Below are 17,309 nucleotides of genomic sequence, written 5' to 3'. Positions count from 1 at the left end.
GACCTTGCAAAGCCCGATTGGTAGTCTCCGGTTTCAAGCTGTATTTCAATGAAATCAGGCACTTACGCTCAGGAAGTGATTATCGAGCTTAAGCGGCTTGGCGTGAGAAGATGAGCTCAATGGGTGCGCGTCTAAGCTCGACCCTCGGAATACCGCTCCCAATCGCGTGAGCCTCGGCATGCGCCCTTTGCTTAACGACCTCATCCATTACGAGTCAGAAAATGAATGAACTTGAACCCGTGGCAATGACAGTTCAGCTGCTTGGCGGACTGGCGCTCTTCCTCTACGGCATGGAGAAGATGACCGATGGCCTGAAGGCGGCTGCCGGCAATCAAATGAATATGCTGTTGGCGAGGCTGACGGGCAACCGAATTCTGGGCGCCATCACCGGTGCCATCGTGACGGCGGTCATCCAGTCGTCGTCGGTGACAACGGTGCTCGTCGTCGGCTTCGTCAGTGCCGGACTTCTGACATTGGTGCAGTCGGTCGGCGTGATCTTTGGCGCGAATGTGGGCACCACGGTGACGGCGCAGATCGTCGCGTTCAACACGACCGCGCTCGCGTTCCCGTTCATCTCGATCGGGTTCGTCATGAGCTTCGTTTGGAAGCAGGGTGTCGCGCGCCACTATGGCGCCATGTTGATGGGCCTTGGCCTGCTCTTCTATGGCATGGCAACGATGGGCGCGGCGATGGCGCCGCTGCGCACCAACCAGAGTTTCGCGGAGCTGCTGCAATCCTTGCAGAACCCCGTGCTTGGGATGCTTGCCGGCGCGCTTTTCACTGCGCTGGTGCAATCGTCTTCGGCAACCATTGGCCTTGCAGTTGTCATGGCCACTCAAGGATTGCTTTCTCTGCCCGCCGGGATCGCGATTCTTTTTGGCGCGAAGATCGGCACTGGGATCACAGCCATCCTTGCCGGAATTGGCAAGCCGCAGGATGCAAAGCGCGCGGCAGTCGTGCATGTTCTGTTCAATGTCTTGGGCGCAGTGATCTGGTTACCGTTTATCCCGCAGCTCGCAATGATTGCTCAGGCGGTTTCGCCGCTCGCCGCTCATTTGGAGGGCATGGCGCGACTTGCCGAGGAGGTGCCGCGCCAGATCGCCAACGCCGCAACGATCTGGGCTATCGCCAACACGGTGATCTTCCTGCCCTTCGCTGCCTTGTTTGCGAAGTTGGCCACCAGGATCGTTCCGGATCGCGTCCTTGTGCAGAAGGAGATCATTCGTCCGAAGTATCTCGATGACGCATTGATCGCCGTGCCATCGATGGCGCTGGAACGGGCGCGGATGGAACTTGGGCACATGAGTCAGCTCACCAACAGCATGCTCGCAAAGGTCAAATCGGCCTTCGCCGCCAGGGATCTCGGTGAACTCGCGCAGCAGTTCGATCAGATCGTCGTGTTGCGAGAAGCGGTGCTGAACTATCTGCAGCACATCGGGCGTAGTGCGCTCAGCGACGTAGAAGCCGAGGAGCATGCGCGCTTGCTTGCCGCCACGGGCGAGATTGAGAGCATGAGCGCCGCGATCAGCCGCGAATTGGTGCCGCTGGCCCAGGCCCTCGAGGCAGCGCAGATCGCGCCGTCTAAGGAGACGACAGAACTGCTGGAGCGTTTACTGCAAATTGTTCTGGAGACCGCTCAAGCTGCGCTGCGTGCATTGGTAGAGCGGGACGAGCAAGCGGCGCAGTCGGTTGTCGCGAAGCGCGCCGCGATACTGGATCTCTCGGAGGAGCTGCAAAGACAGCAGGCCGCGCGCTTGGCCCAAGACGACCCGAATCGCCTGACGAAATATCGCATCCAGATCGAGATGCTCGACAAACTGCGGCGCCTCTACGGTGTGTCCGAGCACATGGCAATTTCCGTGCTGCCACGGAGTGTTCTCGTTGGCGAGCTCTACTCGTAGCGTTCGGTCCTATACCGCGCCGCGCGGTCAAATGTCGCGGGTGGCCTCGATCGCGCCGTCATTGATCGCTTCGCGCAGCTGCGCATGATCCCGTGCGGTGTTACCCACCAGATCGGAGATTGGCGACCACGGCCTTAGCCGATTGCTCCCTAGAGGCCTGCGCGACTTCTTTTGTCACGATGACCTTACCGATCGGCGCAAGGGCAAGGCCGGCCAACTTCAGATGCTGGATGCCGAATGGAATTCCGATGACCGTGATGAAGCACAACACAGCAGATCCGACATGGCCTAGCGCCAGCCAGAATCCCGCAAAGATGAACCAGAGGACATTGCCAAGCAGGCCCAGGCCGCCGGTGCCGATGTCGTCCTGATTGGTCAACTCCTTGCGGTTGATAGCCTCCTTGCCAAAAGGTAGGAACGCGAATTGACCGATCACAAAGCAAGCTTTGCCCCAGGGAATTCCAACGATGGAGACAAAAGCAATCAGCCCGGCCAAGCACCAGCCGACGCCCATGAAAAACCCACCCATCAGGAACCACAACACATTGCCGATCGCGCTCATTGAAGTTTTCTCGCTGTGAAACACTCGCACGGCCCTCGCCCGTCGGGGTCGCACTCAAACCGCTAGTCCGCGCCGACATTCGTTCGGCCTGGGCGGCCATGCTATCCGACAAACCCTCGCGCGGCAGCACGCTCTACGGCGTGAGGCTCGTCCCCCCCGCTAGGCTCCAGCGGATCCGGGCTGTGGGCGGCGCGTGATGCCGGAGTGCTTGTCCATCGCGGGTGGCAGGGCGAGAGTTCATGCGACAGCAGCGCCAGGAATTTTGCGGTGCCACGGGCGTTGGAATTCACGGCGCTCACTCCAAGCTAGCACCCAGGCTCTCAGACCTGCGGTGCCGGTGAGAGCGCACGCCAGGTGTGGCGGAAAACCTCCTGCTCCACTTTGGCGCGTTGATCGACCGGGCAGGCCACACGAACAATCAGCACCAGATGTTCCGGGTTTGAAAAGTCCCATGAGACCTTGGTTCTGCCAGAAGGGAGCGCGATGAAGTTCTCGGCAGAAGCTCTCTGGAAGTGGACTATGGCTTCTTCTCGCCAGCCGGCGGTCGCGCGGTCAGCGGCGGCAAGGGCGGCTGCTTCGATGTGATCCAAGTCATGCGAGAGGCGTTCTGGGATGGGGATCTGTATGGCGTGCAGCGCATATTCGCCGTTGGGGGAAGAGTTGACGAGCGCGTGGGTAAGCAGCAGCCCATTCGGGAATTCGGCCACTTTGCCGGTCCGTTGGCCGGCCTTGTCAAGCTCAACCAGAGTGGTGGCGAACATATCGATATCCACCACGCGGCCATGCAAATCCTTGAACTCGATCACATCGCCAATCTTGTAGGGCTGCACCACGGTGACATACAAGTAGCCGAGAACACACATCACCAGCTCTTTGCTGACGATCAAAATGGCACCCGCCACCGCCGCAACCGACAAGGCAAAACCTGCGATCGTGGAGGCCCAGACCGACACGATGATCAGCAATGCTGCAAACCAGATGATGTTGCGTGCCCAGACCAAGTGGATGCGGCGTTTCTCCGCCGAAATCGCACCGCGTGAGAGATAGCGTGCCCAAAGGTGCGATGCGAGCAAGGCCGCACCGATCAGCAAGGCGGTGACGATGACTTTTTCCCACTGTCCGGGAATCAAGGCGGCGAGTCGTTCGAATATGGGCATCAGGCTTGTCAAATCATCAAATCATCAAATCATCAAAGCGGCGGCAAGGCGCCGGGCATCATGATGCCAGCAGTGCGCAGCACCTTCACGCCAGTAGCGGCCGCAGAAAAAACGGCAAGGTGACGCCGGCGCCGGCGCCGACTCGACATCACATTTCGGTCAACGGCGGCTTACTGGCGGTGTTGCAGCCTCACGCTCCCGGCCCTATTGCGTCATAGCGTCTGTGTCTCCGCAGCGGGCAGCCAGTGCCACAGCTACACGACAACAATGTGTTCGCATTGGGAGTTGTACCCCGCCTGCTGGTCCGCCGCCCCACCGACCCGCAGCACGGATGGGCCAAGCGTGTCGAGACTATCAGTTCCGGGCCGACGACCGAAACATCTCACGGTGCAAGCCCCAATGCTCGACGGCAGCGACAAGCACAGCCGATTCGCCGTCGTCGACCTGGGCATCGACTTCTGCGAGTTCAACACACAAGCGCAGCACCTTCAGCCGCAGCTCGGGATCCTGGATTTCACCCATCAGGTCCGCCAGCGTGCGCTCGTCCACCGGGCAGACGTCGGCCCAGTTCAACTGGCCGCTCGAAAGCAAGTCTTCGCAGAAGGTGTCCAGCAGCGCAAGCAGTTCAAGCCGTTCCAGGCCGAGTTGTTCATGCACGGCGAGACGGTCGAGACACTCGATCTCAGCGTCTGCGATGTCGCCATCGGCGACCACCGTCAGCGCGATGATGCGGGCTGCGGCCTGCGGGCTGTTGACGAGATAGTTGCGCATGATGAGTCCTACTTGATGGTTGATGGGCTTGTGTCACAGCTGCAATGTGGGGCCGCTGGTGCTTCCGAAAAAGCAGCTTTTCGGGAACGCGAACATCGGATAAACCTGAACACGAAGCGAGGCTTTGACCTCACACTTCGGCTTTTGGTGAACGCAGCGAGCACGCGTTGCAGCGCCCAACCCTTATTGGCACCTCACCCTCTGGAGAAACAAGCGATGCCCAACACTAGAACTGGCAATGCCGTCCGGCTGGAGTTCGCTGCTGACTCCCTGGTTCAATCCAACTTATCGGGGGCAGCCTTCACCGGCGACTGGCTTTGGGTGGCGGGCGACGAAGCCTGTGGCCTGGACCGCCTGCGCCGGCTCGAGCCAGTGGGGCGCGAGGCCTTGCGCTTTGGCGAGGCGCGCGATTTCCCACTCGCCGATCTGCTGGACTTGCCCGGCACGGCCGAGGAAGAGGCCGACCTGGAAGGCATGGCCGTGGCCGATGGCTACCTGTGGGTGGTCGGCTCGCATGGTCTGAAACGCAAGAACGCCAAGCCGGAGCGGAGCCACGCCGACAACGCCAAGCGGCTGGCCAAGCTCGCACTCGACGGCAACCGGCGCTTGCTGGCCTGTTTGCCAATCGAAGCCGATGCCAAGGGCGAACCCTGCCTGGTACGCCAGGCCCAGGATGGCCGCAAGGCGCTGCGCCTGAAGGGGGATGCCCAGTCGAACCTGCTCACCCGCGCACTGGCGGATGACCCTCATTTCGGTCCCTATATGGCGATCCCGGGCAAGGACAATGGCTTTGACATCGAAGGCCTGGCCGTCGACGGCCGCCGCCTGCTGCTGGGGCTGCGCGGGCCGGTGCTGCGCGGCTGGTCGGCACTGCTGGAAATCTCGGTTGAAGCTCGCGGTGAGCAATTGCGACTGCTGCCACTGGACGACAGCGGCACGCTGATCCGCAAGCATTTCCTGCAGCTCGATGGACTGGGAGTTCGCGACTTGCATTTCTCGGGCGATGATCTCTACATCCTGGCCGGCCCGACGATGGTGCTGAACGGTGATGTCCGCGTGTTCAAGTGGCCTGCTGCACGACCTTTTCTGGCCGCCAATCGCGAGCCCGTGCGTTTCGAGGCGGCATTGACCGAGTCGGTGCCCCTGCCGCACGGACGCGGCAGCAACCGCGCCGAAGCGATTTGCGATTTGCCGCCGGCCTTGTCCGATGGCAAGCCCCAGTGGCTCGTCCTGTACGACGCGCCGGGCGCCGATCGCAGGGACGGGGAGCATGCCGTCTTCGGCGACCTACTGCGCCACGATTGAAGGCATTCCACCTCGCTATGCCTCAATCAGCCATGGCAGGTGCCCCCGAACTCGATCCTGCCGCGACTATCCAGTTCGTCATCAATGCGGCTGCGGGCAGCAGCGATGCGGACACGAAGCGTGAGGTCATTGAGTCTGTGCTGCAAGCACAAGGCAGATGCGGTGACTTGCACTTCTGCACGCCCGTCCAATTGGCCGGCGTGGCGCGTGAGTCGTCGCAGCGGGCCTTGTCGACACGGGCGGCCGTGGTCGCCGTCGGGGGCGACGGCACGCTCAACACGGTCGCACAGGCCGCTCACGCGGCGGGCTGCGCCATGGGGGTGGTGCCGCAGGGCACGTTCAACTACTTTGCCCGCACCCACGGCATTCCCGCCGACCCGGCCGAAGCGGTTCGCCTGCTGCTGCATGCAAAGCCGGTGCCGGTTCAGGTGGCCGGCATTAACGAGCGCGTGTTCCTGGTCAACGCCAGCCTGGGGCTCTACCCCGATCTGCTGGAAGACCGAGAAGCCTTCAAAGCCCGCTTCGGCCGCAGCCGCTGGGTGGCCTTCGTGGCGGCCTGCGCGACGCTGCTGCGCGCACAGCGTCGGCTGCGCCTGCATATCGAGACAAGTGGGACGGTTCGCGAGCTGCAAACCTTGACGCTTTTCGTGGGCAATAACCGGCTGCAACTGCAGCAGTTCGGCGCGGAGCCGGAAGATACCTTGGCCGGTACGCCCGGCGACGGCAGCATGGCCGCGCTGGTGCTGCGGCCGATCGGAACGCTGTCGATGCTGGGGCTGATGCTGCGTGGCGCGATGGGCAGGCTGGGTGAGGCGGCCGGCGTCGAGCGCTTCGAGTTCGAGCATTTGGTGGTCAAGCCCACGCTGCCGCAGGGTCGTCGCGGGGTGAAGGTGGCCTTCGATGGTGAGGTGACAATGATGCGCGCGCCGCTAGACTTCCGCGTGCTCGCCAAGCCCTTGTACCTGCTGAGGCCGCAGCCAAAAGCGCAAGCTCAGGCTGCCGCCATCGGTGCCGCATCCCGAGCCGAGGAGGCAGGCGGATGAGCGTCCTGCTGCAGATCTCCGACACGCACTTCGGCACCGAGCAGGCGCCGGTTGTCGAAGCGCTGGCCACGCTGGCCCGGCAGCAGCGGCCCGAGTTGATCGTGCTGTCCGGCGACATTACTCAGCGCGCTCGCCCGGCGCAGTTCCGGGCCGCACGTGCGTTTGTGGACCGCCTCGGAGCACCGGTGCTGGCTGTTCCAGGCAACCACGACATCGCGCTGTTCGACCTGTGGGCTCGGCTGCGCCGCCCCTATGCCCGCTACAGCGCGGCCTTCGGCACGGAACTCGAGCCCGTGCACCGCTCGCCCGAGCTGATGCTGCTATGCGTCAACACCACGCGGCCCTGGCGCCACAAGCATGGCGAGATATCCGGGCCGCAGATCGAACGAGTGGCACAGCTTTTGGAAGACGCCGAAGCTAGTCAACTGCGGGTGGTGGTTGTGCATCAGCCCCTGGCCGTGACGCGTGACGAGGACCTGTCCAACGTGCTCCGCGGGCATGCGGCCGCGCTCGAGCGCTGGGCAAGGGCCGGGGCCGACCTTGTCATGGGTGGGCACATCCACCTGCCTTATGTGATGCCGCTGCAAGGCCTGGCGCGTCCGATGTGGGCCGTGCAGGCGGGCACGGCTGTCTCGTCTCGGCTTCGCATGGGCGTGCCCAACTCGGTGAACTTGCTGCGCTGGGGCGCAGACTCGGCGTCTGGGTGCTGCCGGATCGAGCAGTGGGATTTCTCGGTTGACACTCAAGCCTTCTGGCTCGCCAAGGTCACCGAGGTCCGGCCGGCCAGCGCGTGAGTGGGGCGCCAAGCTGGCGAAAAGAGCAGCGGAGCCGCTCTCCAAACGGTCGCCCCACAATGGCAAGCCCGCACGCCGCCCCCGCTGCTCATCCGAACAATAGGAGCTGATCGGGAGCGTGTGGCTGCAATATCGCCAGTACGCCGTCATTTACAAAAACGGTCGGCGAGCCGAACGCCAGCTATGCGGCGCATGCTCGAACTCTTGGCCAGTCTCCGGCCGGGATGTTTCTACGGCACTGCCTGCTTGGCAATTCAGTGCCCACACCGGGCATCCAGAAGCGCTGCGGTCACTCAGCTGACTCAAGGCTATTGAATGGACCTGACCCCATTTTGTTTCTATTCGTGATCGGCAAAGTCTCCCTAAAAGCACCCGGATGGTGCGATTAAGGAGGCTTTGTCGATGCCTTACCCTAATTTACACAGGCCACGAGGTAGTTCGAACAGAATCCTCCCTCGCATCAAATACGAGGGAGAACGGCATGGATAGGCCCATCAACAAGCGCCGCAGCGCCGGCATCAGACGCCTTCATTACTGGCTTATCGCACTGACGAGTGCCCTTCTCTTGAGCGCCTGCGGCGGCGGCGAAGACGCGCCCCCGCCACCAGCACCCGTGCCGGTCGTGGACATGAGCCCGCGGCTGGCTCGTCCTGCTTGCGGCAGTAACAGCCCGCTGACGCTGTTTGTGATCAACACGGCGCGGGTCGATCCAGCACAGCTCGAGAAGTTAGTCTGTACCTTCTACGAGACCTACCCGGCCATGAGCGCTACGCTGAAGACAGATGCCCCCAAGGAGGTGACCTACAGCTTCGACGACGCGCCGAATCAACCGCCGGCCTGGGTAGCAGGGGGCGCCACTGTCTATTACTCAACCCGATACTTGGCACAGGTCCCCAAGGACGTCGATGTGGCGGTACATGAGCTGACCCACGTCATCCAAGGCAAGCTGACTGGGGCGATGCCCAGCTGGATCATCGAAGGCACGGCAGACTGGATGCGAAATCTCTTCGGGCGCTACAACCTGGAGATCGGTTGGGCACTCTCCGACTCGGTCGCGCCCTCCGCCCGCTACATCGACGGCTACGGCACGGCGGCGCAATTCTTCAATTGGGTGGACAAGACCCACCGACAAGGCCGAGACCCCGTAGCCGTAGCCCTGCACCTCAATGCCTTGCAGGGCGTGAACTACAACTCGAGCGTATGGGTAACGCTGACGGGAAAGACCTTGGCCGAGTTGTGGTCGGCCTACAGCGGCCAGCCTTATATGCCAGCGCCCAGCGTCGGTGTTTCCTTCTACACCGAGCAAAACTACCAGGGGCCCGAGGTGAAACTGGCAAAAGGTCGCTACGACCTCAAAGACCTGCTCTGGGCTGACATCAGCAACGACGCCATCCGCTCCATCCGCGTCCCCGCGGGCTTCAAGCTGACGGTCTACCAACACGAGAACTTCGCCGGACTGTCACTTACGCTACAGGCCGACACGGACACTCTACTGCCGGCCTTTGATCGAGCCATCTCATCGCTGCTTATTGAGTAGCGCCGCTAGCCCCTACCCGCCTTGGTGAGCGGCTCCGGCTCGCTGCATATCAGCTCCGGAACTTCGGCACCAAACTCGACATCGAAGTGGTCGTTCTGCTACTGGCGCAAGGTAACGGTGCTGATGCCTTCAGCCGTGGCGATGTCCTTACGGGAAGAGTGTTGGTGTCAAAGTTGCCGCCTAAACATCAGGCGCTGCGACGCACGCCCAGCTTGGCGAGCATGCTTTCCATCAGGCACCAGCGGGTGAAGCCGCTTTGCAGGAGGTTGAGGCCGACAAAGGCGGTGAAGGCCAGCCACCAACTCGAATGGAAGAAGGGGCTGGCGGGGCTACCCAGGGCCAAGGACAAAAGAATGAAGATGCCGGCGACGACGCGGACGATTTGCCAAGTGTTCATGAAATGCTCCGTTTAAAAAATGGTTGAGGGTGGTTTATCTGAGTGCGGCATTGATGCCGGCCATCGCGGCTTCGTCCAGATCGCCGCTCAGGGCGGCAAGACGCAGGCGGTCCATCAGCAAGGCCACATGAGCCTGCGCCAAGGCCACGGCTGCAGCCAAGCTGTCGTTGCCCGTATTGAGTAATTCCTGGGTCGTGCGGTGTCCGACCTCGCGGCCGAGCCGGGTCGCGGCAAGGCGGGCCTCACTGGCTTTCAAGCTTTCCTGCAAGGCGCTGAAGCGCTCGGCACCGACTTGCAGGCCCAGCCAACTGGCACGCACTTGCTGCTCCACCTGTTCGCGACTCAGCTCGGACTCCAGCTGCCCTCGCTCCAACAGCCTGAGCGCCTCGACCTCTTTGGCCTCACGGTAGCCGCCCGAATACAGTGGCATGGAAAACTGCAGGCCCAGCATCTGCCTATTGGCAGAGTTGCTGGCCGAGCCGAAGTCGCCGTTGCCGCTGAGCCTGTCACGCATCACTTGCGCCACCAGCTCCAAGCGCGGGCTGGAACCAAACTTGTGCTTGCTCGCATCCAGCCGGGCCAGCTCGACGCCGAGCAAGCGCAAGCGCAGGCCCGGGTTGCTCTGCAGCGCCTGCGCCACCAGCGGCTCCAGCGCAGGCAGCTCGCCTTCGAAGCTAACCAATTTTCTGAGCGGCAAGTGGGCCTCAAGGCCCTGCTGCGGCAGCCCGCTGCTGTCGGCCAAGCGCCGCTGTTTGAGCTGCACCTCGCTGCGTGCCGCCAAGGTTTGAGCGCGAATGCCGGCCAGACGCGCGGCGGTCTCATGGCTGTCGGTCACCGGGCTTGAGCCGTTTTGAAACCGCGCCACGGCTTCTTCATGCACGGCCGCCACGGCCAGTTGCTGCTGCTCCACCAAGCGCAATTGCTCCTGAGCCAAGGCGAGATCGAAATAACGCTCGGCCATGCGCAGACCCAAGCCCTGCTGAGCGGCCAGCAGTTCCAGGTCGGCCATATCTGCAGCCAGATTGAGCTGCTGGGCCTGCGCGCTGCGTTCCGGATGGTAGAGCGGCTGGCTGGCCTGCAGCGCGACATTGCCGGCCGTGCCCTGCTTGACCGAGGTGTTGAAATCCACCCCGGTTTGTTGACCCAGGCCGGGCGCGCTGAACTGCGCTCCGTGCATGCTTTGCGCCGCCGTGGCCAAGCCAGCGCTGGCGCTCAAGCCCACGCTGGGGCGCCACAAGGATTTCGCTTGCTCGCGCTGCGTCTGGGCTGCAGCGTGACTGGCGCGGGCGACCGCGTACTCACGGTCGCTGGTCTGACCGCTCTGCCAGACTTCCATCAGCTCGACGGCCTGGGCCGCTGTCGCTGTGCCTAGCCCAAAAGCCAGCGTCGCCAACCAAAGATGCGGCTTGATCATGGTGAGGCTCATGCTTGACTCCCCATCAGAGCTGGCCCCGTCAGCAAATGCAGGCGCTTGCGGTAAGCCATGTAATAGAGCGTCGGGATAACGATCAAGGTCAGCAGGGTCGAGACCGCGATACCGAAGATCAGCGAGATCGCCAGTCCGTTGAAGATCGGGTCATCGAGGATGAAGAAGGCCCCCATCATGGCCGCCAGGCCGGTCAGGATGATGGGTTGCGCGCGCGTCACCGCCGAGCTGACGATGGCGCGCTCAAACGGCATGCCGGTGCGCACCTGCAAATTGATGAAGTCCACCAGCAAGATCGAGTTGCGCACGATGATGCCGGCCAGCGCGATCATGCCGATCATTGAGGTGGCCGTGTATTGCGCGCCCAGCAGCGCGTGACCCGGCATCACGCCGATGATGGTGAGCGGAATCGGCGCCATGATGATCAGCGGCGTCAGGTAGGAGCCGAATTGCGCCACCACCAGCAGATAGATCAGCACCAGGCCCACCGCATAGGCCAGGCCCATATCGCGGAAGGTCTCATAAGTGATCTGCCATTCGCCGTCCCATTTGAGCGCGTAACCACGGTAAGCGTCGAGCGGCTGGCGGATGAAATATTCACTCAGGCCTTGGCCGTCGGGCGTTTTGATGTCGGCCAGCTTGCTTCGCATCGCGAACATGCCGTACAGCGGGCTGTCCACCTTGCCGGCCATCTCGGCCACGACGAAGTGCACCGGTGCCAGATCCTTGTGATAAACGGTCTGCTCGCGCAAGCCATCGCTGATCGTTACCAGCTCACGGATCGGCACCAGTTGACCACCAGCGGCGCGCACGGTCAGTGCCAGCAGCGCATTCAGATCGCCTTGGCTTTGAGGCGCCAGCTGCAGGCGGGTGGCCGCCGGGTATTTGCTGCCGTCATGCAAATAGGTCACGTCCTCGCCGACCTGCGCTGTGTGCAGGGTGCTGACAATCGCTTGTTGAGATACACCCAAGAGCGCTGCCTTGCGTCTGTCCACCAACAATAGCTTGCGCGGCGCGGCGACCGCACCGGAGTCATCGACATCAACCACGCCGGGCGTGGCTTCGAACAAGGCGCGTACCTGCTTGGCAACCGCCGCCCGCCCTTGCGCTTCCGGTCCGTAAATCTCGGCCACGATGGGCGCCAACACCGGCGGCCCTGGTGGCACCTCGACGACCTTGAGATTGGCGTTGAAGCGCTTGGCAATCTGCTGCAGCTCGGGGCGCAGGCGGGTGGCGATGGCATGGCTCTTCTCGCTGCGATGGTGCTTGTCGACCAGATTGACCTGGATGTCGCCCTGCTCGGGCTGCGCGCGCAGATAGTACTGGCGCACCAGGCCGTTGAAGTTGATCGGTGCGGCGCCGCCGGCATAGGCTTGGTAGTGGGTCACTTCGGGCACGGTGGCCAGGTGGGCACCCAGCTCACGCAGCACGGCGGCGGTCTGCTCCAACGGTGTGCCGGCGGGCATGTCCAGCACCAGCTGGAACTCGCTCTTGTTGTCGGAAGGCAGCATCTTCAGCAGCACCAGGCCGGTGGCCGGCAAGGCCAGCGAGATGGCGATCAGCACAGCGATGCCGGCACCCAACAAGCCGCGATTGCGGCCGCCGCGCTGCGGGTCCAGCAGCGGCTTGAACACGCGCTCGAACAGCGGTGCCATCTTGGCCGACAGGCCGTGCTGCGCATGCGGGTCAACTTGTGCGTTGGCGGTGGCATCAAACGGAATGGCTTTCATCCACAAACGCGCCAACCAAGGTGTCACCACAAAGGCAATCGCCAGCGATAGCAACATGCCCATGCTGGCATTGATGGGGATGGGGCTCATATACGGGCCCATCAGGCCGGACACAAAAGCCATAGGCAGGAGCGCGGCGATGACGGTCAGCGTGGCCAGGATGGTCGGCCCGCCGACCTCATCCACGGCGCCGGGAATCAGTTCGCGCAAACTTTTTCCCGGGAATAACTGCTGATGCCTATGGATGTTCTCGACGACCACGATCGCGTCATCAACCAAGATGCCGATTGAAAATATCAAGGCGAACAGCGACACCCGGTTCAGCGTGAAGCCCCAGGCCCAGGACGCGAACAGCGTCACCGTCAGGGTCAAGACGACGGCGGTGCCGACGATGGCCGCCTCGCGCCGGCCCAGCGCGATGAACACCAGCGCCACCACCGAGGCGGTGGCAAACATCAGCTTCTGGATCAGCTTGGCGGCCTTGTCATTTGCTGACGCGCCGTAGTTGCGGGTCTCGCTGACCTCCACTTCGGCCGGGATCACGGTATTGCGCAGTGTGGCCACGCGGGCCATCACGGCGTTGGCCACGTCGATGGCGTTCTCGCCCGCCTTCTTGGTGATGGCCACCGTGACGGCCGGGTAGTCTTGGCCCTTCTCGCCATGCCAGACATAGTGATGTGGTCGCAGCGCACCGTCTTGGACCTCGGCCACATCGCGCAGGAACACAGGCTTGCCGGCATGTACGCCGACGATCAGCTCGGCCACATCGCGCGCGCTGCTCAAGAACGGCCCGGCTTCCAGCGTCACCGCCCGGTTGCCCTGCAGCAGTTCACCCAGTGGCAGACCCAGATTGGCCGATTGCAAGGTCTGCTGCAGTTCCGCCACGGTGACGCCTGAACTCGCCAGGCGGGCCGGGTCGATATCGATCCGCACACCGCGGCCGGGGCCGCCAATGGTCGTCACCTCGCGTGTGCCGGACACACGCTTGAGTTCAATCTCCATGCTGTGCGCGACCCGCTCCAGCTCGAAGGCGCCGATGTCCGCTTGCTTGCTGAACAGCGTCAAGGTGACGATGGGCACATCGTCAATGCCCTTGGGCTTGATGATGGGCGGCAGCACACCCAAGCGCTGCGGCAACCAGTCGGCATTGGACTGAACGGTGTCATGCAAGCGCACCAAGGCCTCGGTGCGGCTAACGCCGACCTTGAACTGCACCGTCAGCACCGCCATCCCAGGGCTGGAAGCCGACATCACATGCTCGATGCCCGCGATCTGGCTCAAGACCTGCTCGGCCGGCGTGGCGACCATCTGCTCCACGTCGCGGGCGCTGGCGCCCGGAAAGGGGATCAGCACATTGGCCATGGTCACATTGATCTGCGGCTCTTCCTCGCGCGGCGTCACCATAACGGCAAAGATGCCAAGCAACAAAGCCAGCAGAGCCAGCAAGGGCGTGATTTGCGCGCTCAGGAAGAAGGCCGCAATGCGCCCCGAAACACTCAAGGAGTTGGAGGATGTCGTCATAGCCTGCCCCCTGCTCAGCGGACTTGCGCCGCGACCTGCGGCTCCAGGGCGATGCGCTCGCCCGCACTCAAGCCGCTCAGCACCTCGACCTGATCACCTCTGACCGCACCCAGGCGAATCTGGCGCAACAGCGGCTTGCCGCTGGCGGCAATGACGTAGAGCCCGTCCAGCTCGGCGCGTCTCACCAAGGCCGTGCGCGGCACCAATATGTTCGCGGCTGGCACGCCACCTGCACCTGCACCTGCACCCGCACCCGCACCTGCGGCTGACGCGGCAGGCAGGCTGACGCGGGCAAACATGCCGGGCACGACGCCGGCCGGCTTGGCCGGCAGGTCCAAGCGCAGCTGCATGGTTTGAGAGACTGCGTCGGCGGTGGGCAGCAGCTGCACGCGCAAGGCGGTGATGGCGGCACCAGCCTCGCCCAGGGCGGGAATTTCTATGCGAACGTCGCGCGTGCCCTCAGCCACGCTGAGGCTGCTGGCCACGCTTTGCGGCAAATGAGCCGTCACCCGCAAGGCAGCGGGGTCGTAAACGGTCGCCAGCGGGCGGCCCGGCATGGCCATATCGCCCAGCGTCACCGGCAAATCGGCGATCACACCGTCATAGGGGCTGCGCACAATGCTCAAACCGCTCTGCGTGCGTGCCACAGCGACTTGTGCCAACTGCGCATTGGCTTGAGCCTGACCGGCCTTGAACTGCGCCTCGGCCTGATCCAAGGCGGCCTGACTGATGTAGTTCTGCTTGAATAGACGCTGCTGACGCTCCAGTTCCTGGCTGGCCAGTTGCAAGGCCGCCCGAGCCGACTGCGCTTGGGCCTCGCTGACCGCCGTCGCCTGCTCGGCCGCTCGGGCATCAATGCGCATCAGCACCTGACCGGCCTTGACCCGGTCACCCGCCTTGACGTCGAGTTGCACGACGGCACCAGCGACCTGCGCTGCCAGGACGGTCTGGCGCAAAGCCTCGACCTGACCGTCAAAGCTAAGCCGCTGGCCCGCAGCACCGGCCTGTACCAGCAGGGACTTCAAGGCCGGTGTTGGCTTGAGCTGCGTGTCGGCTCGCGCGGCGATTGGCTGGGCCAAAAGCGCCAATAGAACAAGCAATGAGGCCGCAGTGGCAACGCTACGGGGCAAGGCCGGCTTCATCAAGGAGGCTGTAGATGTCATATTTGTCTGCATGGCGGTGGTCGCTGGTGAGAGCTGGACATTTGTATATCGTTATCGTATTATTTGCGCATTCACGCAAATAGTCAAACACCGACAACGCATCAATGAAGAAAACTGCCCAGCCCACCATCCCGCCCGCTGACATCGCTGAAACCAGTGAAAAAGCTGGCGCCAAGTTCGAAGCGCTGAGCGACGCAGCTCTGCAGCAGGTAGCGAGCTACTTTCAAGCGCTGGCGGAGCCGACGCGATTGCAGATCCTCAATCTGCTGCGCCACCAGCCCTGCAAGGTCGGTGACATGGCCGAGCTCTGCGGCTGTTCGGTCGCCAATGTCTCCCGGCACCTGAGCCTGTTGCAGCAGCGCGGCTTGGTCACGCGCGAGAGTCGCGGCACCAGCGCCTACTACCGCATTGCCGACCCCGCCATCTACGAACTTTGCGAGCTTGTCTGTGGCCGAATCGCAGACCAGGCCGAATGCCTGGCACGCGAGCGCGCCGCACTCCCCTTCAACCCAGCAAGGAGTACCAAACCATGAACCCAAGTCAGCTTCAAATGGACCCGCTGTCTGCCCAGCAGGCTCTGACCCTGCCGGGCTGCTGGTTGATCGATGTGCGCGAGGCGCATGAGGTGGCGCGCGCCGGCTTTGACTTGCCCAATGTGATCCATCTGCCTTTGAGCGAGTTGCAGCAGCGTCATGCCGAGTTGCCACGCAACGCTGATCTGATCTTGGCCTGCGCGGCCGGTGGGCGCAGCATGCAGGCGCTGCAGTTTCTATTGCACCAAGGTCACACCAAGGTGCGCAATCTGGCCGGCGGCATCGGCGCCTGGAGCAGCCACGGCCTGCCGGTTCGGCGCAGCTGATCCCCCACACCTGACCATCCCTGCAACAAGGAGCCTTATGTACTACATCATCGAAAGCGACAAATCATTCGAACAAGCCAGTGCCGATCTGGAAGCGGCGGTCAAACGTCAGCAGTTCGGCGTGCTGCATGTGCACAACCTCGGCGCCACGCTGCGTAGCAAGGGGCTGGCATTCGAAAACGAGTGCAAGGTCTTTGAGGTCTGCAATCCGGCCCAAGCGGCGCGGGTGATGGCCATCGATATGCGGCTCAATATGGCCCTGCCCTGCCGCATCTCCGTCTACACCGAGGCGGGCCGCACCAAGCTGGGCATGATTGAACCGGTGAAAATGCTAACGGCGCTCTCGGTTGACCCGGAGCTGGCCGGCATTGCGGCCGAGGTGGAGGCGCAGATCCGCATCATGATGGATGAGGCGGCCTGACAAAGCTCAAGCGCTATGGCCGAGTTTTTCAAATCATCGACGCTTTGGGTGATCGACTTTCGCTACCTAGGTCGTGCGCGGCGCTGGTTCAAGGCCTTTGAGCGCTCGCTCGATGCGAGCGCCATTGCCGCCTCCCTCAACGAAGAGTTGCGCGTGCTCTATGCCGACCGAGCTCAGTTGGTGGCAGTCCAGCCCGCCAACGAGGAGCAGGAGGCGCAGTACCTACGCGGTGAGGAGCCGAAAAACCAATACTGCCCGACCGGCAGGGGCTGAAAGAATCGGCCGCCGGCTGGCCTCGGCCCGTGGCCACGAGTTCAGCGAACCCCGGCCGGCCTCAAACGTTCTTTGGTCTCGATCTCCGCACTGGGGTTCATCTCCATCTCCACCTGCGTGCAGACGGCCCGGCACAAGGCCGCAACCCGCTCACTCTGCAGTTGGTAATAGATTTGCGTGCCCTCGCGGCGCTTGGACAGCACCCCGCTGCGATACAAGGTGGCCAAATGCTGCGACATATTCGGCTGCGTGGTGTCGATCTCGCTCAGCAGCTCAGAGACATTTTTCTCACCATGGCAGACCGCGCTGATGATCTTCAAGCGGATCGGTGTTGACAGCAATGAAAACAATTCGGCGACGGATTCAAAAACCCTGTCTTGCGTTGCGCGATCGTCCATGATTCCCTGGGGTGATTGAAGGAATTCATTGTATTCGCAAGCAACGATATA

At 62.7% G+C, this 17,309-nt stretch carries 17 protein-coding genes; 9 read left to right on the top strand and 8 right to left on the bottom strand.

Going from position 1 to position 17,309, the window contains the following annotated elements; genetic code table 11:
• Window positions 1–221: 221 nt before the first annotated feature.
• Entirely contained in the window at window positions 222–1,901 is a 1,680-nt protein-coding gene (locus tag LNV08_RS19925) for a Na/Pi cotransporter family protein (protein ID WP_263535482.1), read from the top strand.
• Between the two features lie 100 nt (window positions 1,902–2,001).
• Here the strand turns inward: LNV08_RS19925 and LNV08_RS19920 are convergent, their stop codons facing one another.
• The 3 genes from LNV08_RS19920 to LNV08_RS19910 all read right to left on the bottom strand — a co-directional run bounded on the left by LNV08_RS19920 (window position 2,002) and on the right by LNV08_RS19910 (window position 4,391).
• On the bottom strand, window positions 2,002–2,463 hold the full coding sequence (locus tag LNV08_RS19920) for a YccF domain-containing protein (RefSeq protein WP_263535481.1): 462 nt from the start codon (window positions 2,461–2,463) through the stop codon (window positions 2,002–2,004).
• Between the two features lie 320 nt (window positions 2,464–2,783).
• Complete coding sequence (locus tag LNV08_RS19915; RefSeq protein ID WP_263535480.1) at window positions 2,784–3,632, bottom strand: mechanosensitive ion channel domain-containing protein; 849 nt, start codon at window positions 3,630–3,632, stop codon at window positions 2,784–2,786.
• A gap of 342 nt (window positions 3,633–3,974) precedes the next feature.
• The gene (locus LNV08_RS19910; RefSeq protein ID WP_263535479.1) at window positions 3,975–4,391 is read right to left on the bottom strand and encodes a TerB family tellurite resistance protein; all 417 of its coding nucleotides are present in this window, start codon (window positions 4,389–4,391) and stop codon (window positions 3,975–3,977) included.
• A gap of 216 nt (window positions 4,392–4,607) precedes the next feature.
• On the opposite strand from LNV08_RS19910, the gene LNV08_RS19905 reads away from it, so the two are divergent.
• The 4 genes from LNV08_RS19905 (at window position 4,608) to LNV08_RS19890 (ending at window position 9,070) form a co-directional block, all read left to right on the top strand.
• Window positions 4,608–5,696: a DUF3616 domain-containing protein gene (locus tag LNV08_RS19905; protein ID WP_263535478.1), complete on the top strand. Its 1,089-nt coding sequence runs from the start codon at window positions 4,608–4,610 to the stop codon at window positions 5,694–5,696.
• Between the two features lie 17 nt (window positions 5,697–5,713).
• Window positions 5,714–6,739 (top strand): diacylglycerol/lipid kinase family protein, encoded by a 1,026-nt coding sequence (locus LNV08_RS19900; RefSeq protein WP_263535477.1) that lies wholly within the window; start codon window positions 5,714–5,716, stop codon window positions 6,737–6,739.
• On the top strand, window positions 6,736–7,533 hold the full coding sequence (locus LNV08_RS19895; protein ID WP_263535476.1) for a metallophosphoesterase family protein: 798 nt from the start codon (window positions 6,736–6,738) through the stop codon (window positions 7,531–7,533). The genes LNV08_RS19900 and LNV08_RS19895 overlap by 4 nt, the downstream gene beginning before the upstream one ends.
• A gap of 481 nt (window positions 7,534–8,014) precedes the next feature.
• On the top strand, window positions 8,015–9,070 hold the full coding sequence (locus LNV08_RS19890; RefSeq protein WP_263535475.1) for a basic secretory protein-like protein: 1,056 nt from the start codon (window positions 8,015–8,017) through the stop codon (window positions 9,068–9,070).
• A gap of 187 nt (window positions 9,071–9,257) precedes the next feature.
• Here LNV08_RS19890 and LNV08_RS19885 read toward each other — a convergent pair whose 3' ends face one another.
• Genes LNV08_RS19885 through LNV08_RS19870 form a run of 4 tightly spaced genes read right to left on the bottom strand, consistent with a single transcriptional unit; the run spans window position 9,258 to window position 15,307 of the window.
• Window positions 9,258–9,467: a DUF2892 domain-containing protein gene (locus LNV08_RS19885; protein ID WP_263535474.1), complete on the bottom strand. Its 210-nt coding sequence runs from the start codon at window positions 9,465–9,467 to the stop codon at window positions 9,258–9,260.
• A 34-nt stretch (window positions 9,468–9,501) separates the two neighbouring features.
• Entirely contained in the window at window positions 9,502–10,893 is a 1,392-nt protein-coding gene (locus LNV08_RS19880; protein ID WP_263535473.1) for a TolC family protein, read from the bottom strand.
• On the bottom strand, window positions 10,890–14,144 hold the full coding sequence (locus LNV08_RS19875; RefSeq protein WP_263535472.1) for an efflux RND transporter permease subunit: 3,255 nt from the start codon (window positions 14,142–14,144) through the stop codon (window positions 10,890–10,892). Before LNV08_RS19875 ends, LNV08_RS19880 begins: the two co-directional genes overlap by 4 nt.
• A 14-nt stretch (window positions 14,145–14,158) precedes the next feature.
• Window positions 14,159–15,307: an efflux RND transporter periplasmic adaptor subunit gene (locus LNV08_RS19870; protein ID WP_263535471.1), complete on the bottom strand. Its 1,149-nt coding sequence runs from the start codon at window positions 15,305–15,307 to the stop codon at window positions 14,159–14,161.
• Window positions 15,308–15,411: 104 nt separating this feature from the next.
• Between LNV08_RS19870 and LNV08_RS19865 the strand changes: the two genes are divergently transcribed.
• The 4 genes from LNV08_RS19865 to LNV08_RS19850 are packed head-to-tail and all read left to right on the top strand — an operon-like array spanning window position 15,412 to window position 16,860.
• Window positions 15,412–15,840, top strand: coding sequence for an ArsR/SmtB family transcription factor (locus LNV08_RS19865; protein WP_263535470.1), 429 nt, complete (start codon window positions 15,412–15,414; stop codon window positions 15,838–15,840).
• A complete protein-coding gene (locus LNV08_RS19860) occupies window positions 15,837–16,166 on the top strand; it encodes a rhodanese-like domain-containing protein (protein WP_263535469.1) in 330 nt (109 codons plus the stop codon). The genes LNV08_RS19865 and LNV08_RS19860 overlap by 4 nt, the downstream gene beginning before the upstream one ends.
• Before the next feature lie 37 nt (window positions 16,167–16,203).
• Window positions 16,204–16,587: a DUF302 domain-containing protein gene (locus LNV08_RS19855; RefSeq protein ID WP_263535468.1), complete on the top strand. Its 384-nt coding sequence runs from the start codon at window positions 16,204–16,206 to the stop codon at window positions 16,585–16,587.
• A 15-nt stretch (window positions 16,588–16,602) separates the two neighbouring features.
• Window positions 16,603–16,860 carry a hypothetical protein gene (locus LNV08_RS19850; protein WP_263535467.1) on the top strand — a complete coding sequence of 86 codons (258 nt, stop codon included), beginning with the start codon at window positions 16,603–16,605 and terminating at the stop codon, window positions 16,858–16,860.
• Window positions 16,861–16,901: 41 nt separating this feature from the next.
• Here the strand turns inward: LNV08_RS19850 and LNV08_RS19845 are convergent, their stop codons facing one another.
• On the bottom strand, window positions 16,902–17,258 hold the full coding sequence (locus tag LNV08_RS19845; protein WP_263535466.1) for an ArsR/SmtB family transcription factor: 357 nt from the start codon (window positions 17,256–17,258) through the stop codon (window positions 16,902–16,904).
• Window positions 17,259–17,309: the final 51 nt, after the last annotated feature.

This window comes from Paucibacter sp. TC2R-5 (assembly GCF_025717605.1).
GTDB lineage: Bacteria > Pseudomonadota > Gammaproteobacteria > Burkholderiales > Burkholderiaceae_C > Paucibacter_A > Paucibacter_A albus.
The sequence above is the reverse complement of the archived record's forward strand: the minus strand, read 5'-3'. Positions and strand labels throughout refer to the sequence as shown.